The 7,130-nt window shown below is 37.0% G+C and carries 7 protein-coding genes; 3 read left to right on the top strand and 4 right to left on the bottom strand.

Going from position 1 to position 7,130, the window contains the following annotated elements:
* Positions 1–169 precede the first annotated feature (169 nt).
* The gene (locus tag V7183_RS01890) at positions 170–1,042 is read right to left on the bottom strand and encodes a Cof-type HAD-IIB family hydrolase (RefSeq protein ID WP_097898241.1); all 873 of its coding nucleotides are present in this window, start codon (positions 1,040–1,042) and stop codon (positions 170–172) included.
* Positions 1,043–1,174: 132 nt separating this feature from the next.
* On the opposite strand from V7183_RS01890, the gene V7183_RS01885 reads away from it, so the two are divergent.
* On the top strand, positions 1,175–1,789 hold the full coding sequence (locus V7183_RS01885) for a DNA-3-methyladenine glycosylase (RefSeq protein ID WP_097898242.1): 615 nt from the start codon (positions 1,175–1,177) through the stop codon (positions 1,787–1,789).
* A 95-nt stretch (positions 1,790–1,884) separates the two neighbouring features.
* On the opposite strand, the gene V7183_RS01880 is transcribed toward V7183_RS01885, so the two are convergent.
* Entirely contained in the window at positions 1,885–2,241 is a 357-nt protein-coding gene (locus V7183_RS01880; protein WP_097898243.1) for a YlbF/YmcA family competence regulator, read from the bottom strand.
* A 301-nt stretch (positions 2,242–2,542) separates the two neighbouring features.
* Entirely contained in the window at positions 2,543–3,688 is a 1,146-nt protein-coding gene (locus tag V7183_RS01875; protein WP_335358525.1) for a DUF445 domain-containing protein, read from the bottom strand.
* 396 nt (positions 3,689–4,084) lie between these two features.
* Here V7183_RS01875 and V7183_RS01870 point away from each other — a divergent pair, with 396 nt between their 5' ends.
* Entirely contained in the window at positions 4,085–5,137 is a 1,053-nt protein-coding gene (locus V7183_RS01870; RefSeq protein ID WP_335358524.1) for a YheC/YheD family protein, read from the top strand.
* Entirely contained in the window at positions 5,137–6,597 is a 1,461-nt protein-coding gene (locus tag V7183_RS01865) for a YheC/YheD family endospore coat-associated protein (protein ID WP_335358523.1), read from the top strand. Before V7183_RS01870 ends, V7183_RS01865 begins: the two co-directional genes overlap by 1 nt.
* Positions 6,598–6,631: 34 nt before the next feature.
* Here the strand turns inward: V7183_RS01865 and V7183_RS01860 are convergent, their stop codons facing one another.
* Positions 6,632–6,877: a hypothetical protein gene (locus V7183_RS01860; protein WP_097894571.1), complete on the bottom strand. Its 246-nt coding sequence runs from the start codon at positions 6,875–6,877 to the stop codon at positions 6,632–6,634.
* Between the last annotated feature and the right edge of the window lie 253 nt (positions 6,878–7,130).

Below are 7,130 nucleotides of genomic sequence, written 5' to 3'. Positions count from 1 at the left end.
CTGGCCATGCGTAGAAGCGGTCAGTGCCTGTTTCTGTCACATGCTATGGTTAAAACAGAATGAGCAAACGAGTCTAGGTTACTTTTTATTCTACATAGCAGCAACTTATATGTTGAAAAATAAAAAAATACGAAACATAGCTACTAAGCCACATTTCGTATTTGTCTTGTTACCATTTAGGCGCCTGCTTATGATTTTTTAAAAATGGAAGTGGAAATTGTTTACGAAAATGTTCTTTAATCATATATTGTACTCCGTTTTCACTATTGGAGCGTGTAATCCAGTCTGCTGCTTGTTTTAATGGCAGCGGCGCATTTCCCATTGCCACCCCTAATCCAACATTTTCAATCACCTCTAGATCATCTAAACTATCTCCAATCGCTACCATTTCATTCAAATGTATTCCGAGGTGTTCTCCTAACAACTGTAACCCGCGTAATTTGGATACATGCAGTGGAAGGATTTCTATTCTTCTTGTATCACATTCTATATATTCTATGTCCGTAAATGCTTTCTGCAAAGTTTTAAGCGCACGTTCTTTTTCGCCTCTACTCTGAAAGACAATATCAATTTTTGGCGCTGCAACAGGTTGATCACGTAATATATCCCCTAATGAATCAACAAACTGAACAGGATAAAATAGTGGATCCGTACTTGTTAATACGGTACGCGCAATTAAGTTTGGTGTATTTCGTTCACGGTTGCCGATAGAGAAACGTTCGTGGGAAATACGAATATTACATTCAAAATGTTCTAGCACTTGCACAATATTAAATGTTTTTTCTTCTGATAATCGCTTTTGGACAAGCGGTTTATCTAATGATGCTGAAATAAAAGCACCGCTGTGCGTAACTAATAGAGAATCTAGTTTCAATGATTTTGCTATTTTATGAGCAGATTGAAAATTACGATTCGTAAACAATGTCACATATACATCTTTTCGTTTTACAAAATCAATAGCTTCTCTTGTTCCTTTTGGTATTCTCCCATTATTCTGCAAAAGCGTTCCATCTATGTTAAGAGCCAATAAGCGATAAATCATGTCGCATTCCTCCTCTTAGCTGCTTTACTCTATCCATAATTTATGAAATACATTTGTTAAATAGAACGAGTTCGAATCACCGCTGTAAATTTGGTTTAATATATATATATCATCAGTAAAGGAGCTACCCATATGAAAGCACCTCCTTCTTTTTATGAAGGCGATACATTAGAAGTTGCTAAAAATTTACTTGGTCATAAACTTGTACATATAGTCGATGGGATAAAACGCAGCGGGTTCATTGTAGAAGTAGAAGCGTATAAAGGACCAGATGATAAAGCTGCACATAGTTATGGAGGAAGGCGCACGGATCGGACTGAAGTTATGTTCGGCGCACCAGGGCATGCCTATGTCTATCTCATTTACGGCATGTATCATTGTTTTAATGTCATTACTGCTCCAATTGGTATTCCCCAAGGAGTTCTCATCCGTGCATTAGAGCCCGCCGATGGGATCGAAGAAATGAAAATCGCACGTTATGATAAAGTTGACATTACAAAAGCACAATATAAAAATTTAACCAATGGACCGGGAAAACTATGCCGTGCCCTTGGCATCACTTTAGAAGAACGGGGCTTATCATTACAAAGTAACGAATTATATATCGAATTAGTTCCAGAAGCAGAACATCTATCTTCACAATATGAAATTGCAAAAGGGCCCCGCATCAATATCGATTATGCCGAAGAAGCTGTTCATTATCCTTGGCGTTTTTATTTTCAAAAACACCACTTTGTTTCTAAGTAAAAAGAAGCCGAATTGGCTTCTTTTTCACTATCATTCTTCAAATTATTTCTCGATAAAAAAGACGCTTCCCTCATATTCAGGAAACGCCTTTCTCATTAAGCTTGTGTATATGTACTATATAACTCTTCAAGTGGCTTCATAATAATTTTGTTCACATCGCCAATTACAACGTTTAAGCGTTGTTCTGCTTCCATTAACTTTGTGATTTTTGGATTTTGTTGAATAAGCATTACTACTTCTTGTGCTTTTTTGTTATCTTCTTCTGTAATTTCTTGGCCTTGCATCATCTTTTGTTGTAAGCCAAGTTGCATTGTACGGAATTGATCAAATAATTGTTTTGAAGCCGCATCCGCTTGCACTTCCGCATAGCTTGCTTTTAACGCTTGGAAATCTGTATGTTCTGCAATTGCTTTTTGTAGTTCATATGCAACATCATGAATGTTTTTTGTCATTTTATTTTTCCTCCTTTAGCAGGCTAGCGTTTTTATTCACACTGACCCTTTTCAGTACCTGTTAGATACGCACATTCTTACAATATCAAACTATGCAAGAGATGTGAAGGAATTTCACTTTATTTATCAAAGTGAAAACCTCTCTTTTTTGAGTGGGTGAGAGCATCCGGCCTTGCATAGATGCGGTCAGTGCCTTTTTTAGCCCCATCCCATGGAAAACCAAAATGAGTAAACGAGAGTAGGTCTTTTTTTATTCCATAGCCATAACTGGGATGGTGAATGAATCCATATAAGTCATTCCTTACATAAGAAAAAGCAATATTACACCTTGAATAAGTCCAATTGTTCCTCCTAATAAAGCTCCTAAATATGTAATCATCTTTAATTCGTTCTTTGTAATGGATAATACAAGATCTTCTAATCTCTCTGTTGAGAATGTCGATACTTCTTGCTGTACAATTTCCGCCAAGTGTAAATTTTTTAGAATATGTTCGACATTGTTTACACCCCATGCTAAACCTTTTTGGACTAAATTAGGAATGATTGTTTGTACAATATTTTCCCGGACTGGTTCACACACCTTTTGAACAGACTGATTTAGAAATCCTCCGACCATTTCCTCTATTTTAACTGCTGATAGTATTGACTTTACAACGGTTTCTTTCGCTATAAAGGACTCCAGCTCCTTTACTTCTCTTTCCTTTAATTTCTGCCACTCTTTTTGCAGAACATCACTTAAAAGCTGCTTCGTCCCTTCTTGTCCTAGAAACTTAATCACTTCCGGCTGCAGGCGATCCACTACACTTACATTTCCTAAAAACATGCCTACTAAATTTAATAATGCACCTCGAGAAGCAAAAAAGTCATCAATCATTTTTGCAAGACGCTCTTTTCCCTCTTCGCTTTCAAAAAAGGCTTTCCCTCGTTCTAAAATAAATGATGCTACATTTGGAATCATTTGTTCCACTTTCTCATGAACCGAGCTAGGCAAAGCTTGTTCCCATGTATATGTATAGTATTGCGTTAAAAACATATCAACCTTTTCTGCAATGATACCTTCAATTTTTTTTGTTGCCTGCTCCTCCGCATGCTCCAATCCCCATTTTGCTAACACATCCCGTAATGACTGTTCATTCATCAACATTTTCTCTACTTCAACTTGTACCCACTTCATAAGCTCCTGCTGGAACTCTTTATTCGTTAATTTCTTCCCTATTCCTTCTGGGGTTAACAAGTGATCCACAACCATTTTTCCTAGTTGAACGGCAAGTTCATCACGGCGCTTTGGAATCAGACCTGGTGTAAATGGTACTCGAAACTTCCCAATATACACAGGTCGATGAGGGCGAAATAACATTTTTATCGCTAGATGGTTCGTATATCCGCCAATCACAGCACCTAATCCTGTTGTCGTTAACATATTCAACCAGACATTCATCACAATCAACCTTCCGTTTCTCCAAGTATATACATATCTTACTACATATGAAGACACTATCTCATCCTATCGCATTGCACATGAAAAAATAGCATATCATCATACGGACAACAGTATAATAATATAAAAACATATTTGCAATGTATATCTATCCATTTTGACTTTCCAACATATAAGTCACGGCTATGAAGAACAAAAGGTGACCGCTACTTATTTTCTCTCTTTGTTTTCACTTGACATAGGGCAGGAAAAGAATCTGACCGCTTCTATGCATGGCCGGACTCTCTCCCCCACCTAAAAAGAAAGGTTTTATGTCGATTTTTCAATTTGTACTTATATATATCTTATAACCAGTGCTACAAAAGCTTCAACGCTTTACGTATATTACACAAAGGAGTGTTTTCGTTGGTTCTTGGACTCTTAACACCTCACTTACACCATGAGCGAACTTATTACACCGAAATCGCTAAGCGAGCTCGTTTATATCACAACATCGTTGCTCAATTTACTCCGTCTTGCATCGATGCTAAAACCGAACTTGTTACAGGTCTTCTCTATGACACAGATACAGGGAATTGGGCCCAACAAACCTTCCCCATTCCTTCCTATATATATGACCGTTGTCAATTCCCAGAAGGCACGGAATTTCAACAAGCCAAGTCCATCATCCATTCACTGCACAAACGCTCTTCCACTATATTTTTAAATTGCCCACTTATTGATTCCAATGAAATCCGTGAGCATCTACTTACGAATAAAAGGCTGGCTCCTTACATGGCACACATAAAAAAAGGAAGTGCAAAAACAATTCTAAAACTGCTTCAAGAAGAAAAAGATGTGATTATAAAACCAGTAGATATACATTCTAATAGAACAACGTATCGAATTACCTATAAAGATAAAGCTTTTCATATAGAAGCATTACATGATCAAACCCGCTCACCGCTCATGTTCAAACACAAAAACGAGTTTTTATCATGGTGCAATCCATTCGTTCAATCAGATCATTACATCATTCATCCTATGTTATATCCCCCAGATCAATTAAAATACCCAGTTCACATTCGCTGTCTCTTACAAAAAAACAAAGAAAAGACCTGGAAAGTAATCGAACAATGTATCCAAACAAGTAAACTTCCCTTACAATTCTTACTTCCTGCTATAAAGAACGCTACACTACATCCATTTGCCAAAACACACCATTTACTGTCACCTATTGGGGTTCAATTATTACAAGAAGCCTTACATGATATTACAACAGAAGTACCTAAAACACTTGATCCATTCTATCCTTCTCTTTTTGAATTAGAATTGTCTATCGTAATGGACAAAACAGGAGCTATTTGGCTTATGCATGTTGATACAAAACCGTCTTATACACCTTTTACTAAGCAGAATCAAACACTAGCCGAAGAAATTTTTCACGGTCCGCTTCGGTTTAGTCGCTTTACACCATAATGAAGAGAGGAGGAACGATATTGGAAGATCATATGTACACATTACAAATTTCAACGGATCATCCAAACGCTATAACATTACCTTATATATTTTCTAACACGCCGTCCCTTCAATCGCTATCCTTTGGAACGCGCTCTATCGCATGTAAAGATATTACAATTCATTATACGTATACTCATGAAATTACAATTGGGGAGCAACTCGCAAAAAAACTTTTGCTTCCTCCCTCAGCTACTATTCATGCCTTCATTCAAAATCAAACACTTATATTCGGTCCATTAATTGGGATTTTCACAACTTGTTTTAGTGAATCAGCTTCTGAACCTCTCGGCGATCGTTCAATTTCTTTCAGCGATTTACTCACTCCGCCATTCTCATTACGGCCATTCGTATTTTTATTTGGTGCCCAGCATATAAATTGGGAGGAAGAAACAATTGAAGGTTATTTCTTTAAAGAGGGAAAGTGGCTGCAATATAACATCCCTTTTCCAAACGTTATTTATGATCGATTACCAAATCGACAAGCTGAGACTTATAAACCGATTGCAAGAGCAAAAAAGCGATTACAAGTAGAATACGCCATCCCATGGTTTAACCCAGGATTTTTTAATAAATGGGATATCCATCAACTTCTTATAAATGAAAAATCCATATCTTCCTTGTTACCTAAAACAGAAGCGTTCCAGCATTTCGAACAAGTAGAAAGGTTTTTATCATCATACAAACACGTTTATATGAAACCAACGCATGGTAGCCTTGGACGAAACATTTATCAAATTTTTTATTCGCCTACAGACAACAAATACTATTGTCGTTATCGTGAGAACGAACAAAATAAATTTCGAAAGTACGATTCCTTAGAAACGCTTATCAACCACGTTTTAAAAGGACATGATTTGAAGAAATTTATTGTTCAGCAAGGCATTTCCTTGTTACATTTCGATGGGCAACCTGTAGATTTTCGCGTTCATACAAACAAAAATCATTTTGGCACTTGGAGAGTCAGTGCCATCGCTGCAAAAATCGCTGGAAAAGGCAGCATGACAACTCATATGAATAGCGGCGGAGACGTAAAACTTCTGCAAGAAATTTTTTCCGATGCAACGGAAAGAATCCGAATTCTAAATACATTAACACATGTCGCTTTAAAACTGAGTTCCATTTTAGATCAACATATAACAGGAAATGTTGGAGAAATCGGCTTTGATATCGGTTTAGACAAATCCGAAAATCCATGGCTATTTGAAGCCAACTCAAAACCAGGTAGAAGTATATTTCAACACGAAAAATTAAAAGAACAAGACGAACAAACAAGGCAATTATTTTATGAATATGCCATCTATTTAACAGGACACTCTTTTCACCATCCTCAAAAATCAGTACAAGAAAAGAAAACAAAACTTCCATCAGTGAATTCTCTTTCCACTCCGCTGCTCGTTAACCCGCACGTAGCGGAATAAAACTTCCACCCTGCTGTAGGTGGAAGTTTTTCGCTTATACAAGTTTCACTGTTATGTCAGTTTCTGTATTACACGCTGCGCAATAGAAAACGTGGACACAATGTTGCTGAGAGTTATTCTGTGTTAAACCATCTACTTGAAGTAATAAATCTTGATCCAAATATGCGCTGTAAGTATCTAGGTAATCCACAATTTTCCCATAATCTTGGAGTAGACTCGCGCAAGTTGGACAAGAATATGTTTGAGCATCCAATGCATTACAAAGTGGACATATCGCCATCATCATTCCTCCATACATCATTTGCTTCTCGCTTTATAAACCCAAAAAGAAGTCAAATGATGTGTCACTTTCTATATATAAATCAATTAAAAAATCGACATAAAACCTCTCTTTTTAGATGGGAGAGAGCATCTATTCATGCATAGAAGCGGTCAGCGCTTTTTTCTTCCACATGCGAAGTAAAAACAGAATGAGCAAACGAGTGTAGGTTACTTTGTATTCTGCATAACAAGGATTTAGGTGTCGAAAAATG

The sequence above is a fragment of the Bacillus sp. JJ1127 genome (genome assembly GCF_036965845.1).
Taxonomy (GTDB): Bacteria; Bacillota; Bacilli; order Bacillales; family Bacillaceae_G; genus Bacillus_A.
This window is presented reverse-complemented; position numbering and strand designations above follow the sequence as displayed.

Bases quoted from the DNA above. Each gene is read 5' to 3' on its own strand.
- V7183_RS01885 (WP_097898242.1), top strand. From the start codon at position 1,175: ATGAAAGCACCTCCTTCTTTTTATGAAGGCGATACATTAGAAGTTGCT.
- V7183_RS01860 (WP_097894571.1), bottom strand. From the start codon at position 6,877: ATGGCGATATGTCCACTTTGTAATGCATTGGATGCTCAAACATATTCT.
- V7183_RS01865 (WP_335358523.1), top strand. From the start codon at position 5,137: ATGAAGAGAGGAGGAACGATATTGGAAGATCATATGTACACATTACAA.
- V7183_RS01880 (WP_097898243.1), bottom strand. From the start codon at position 2,241: ATGACAAAAAACATTCATGATGTTGCATATGAACTACAAAAAGCAATT.
- V7183_RS01890 (WP_097898241.1), bottom strand. From the start codon at position 1,042: ATGATTTATCGCTTATTGGCTCTTAACATAGATGGAACGCTTTTGCAG.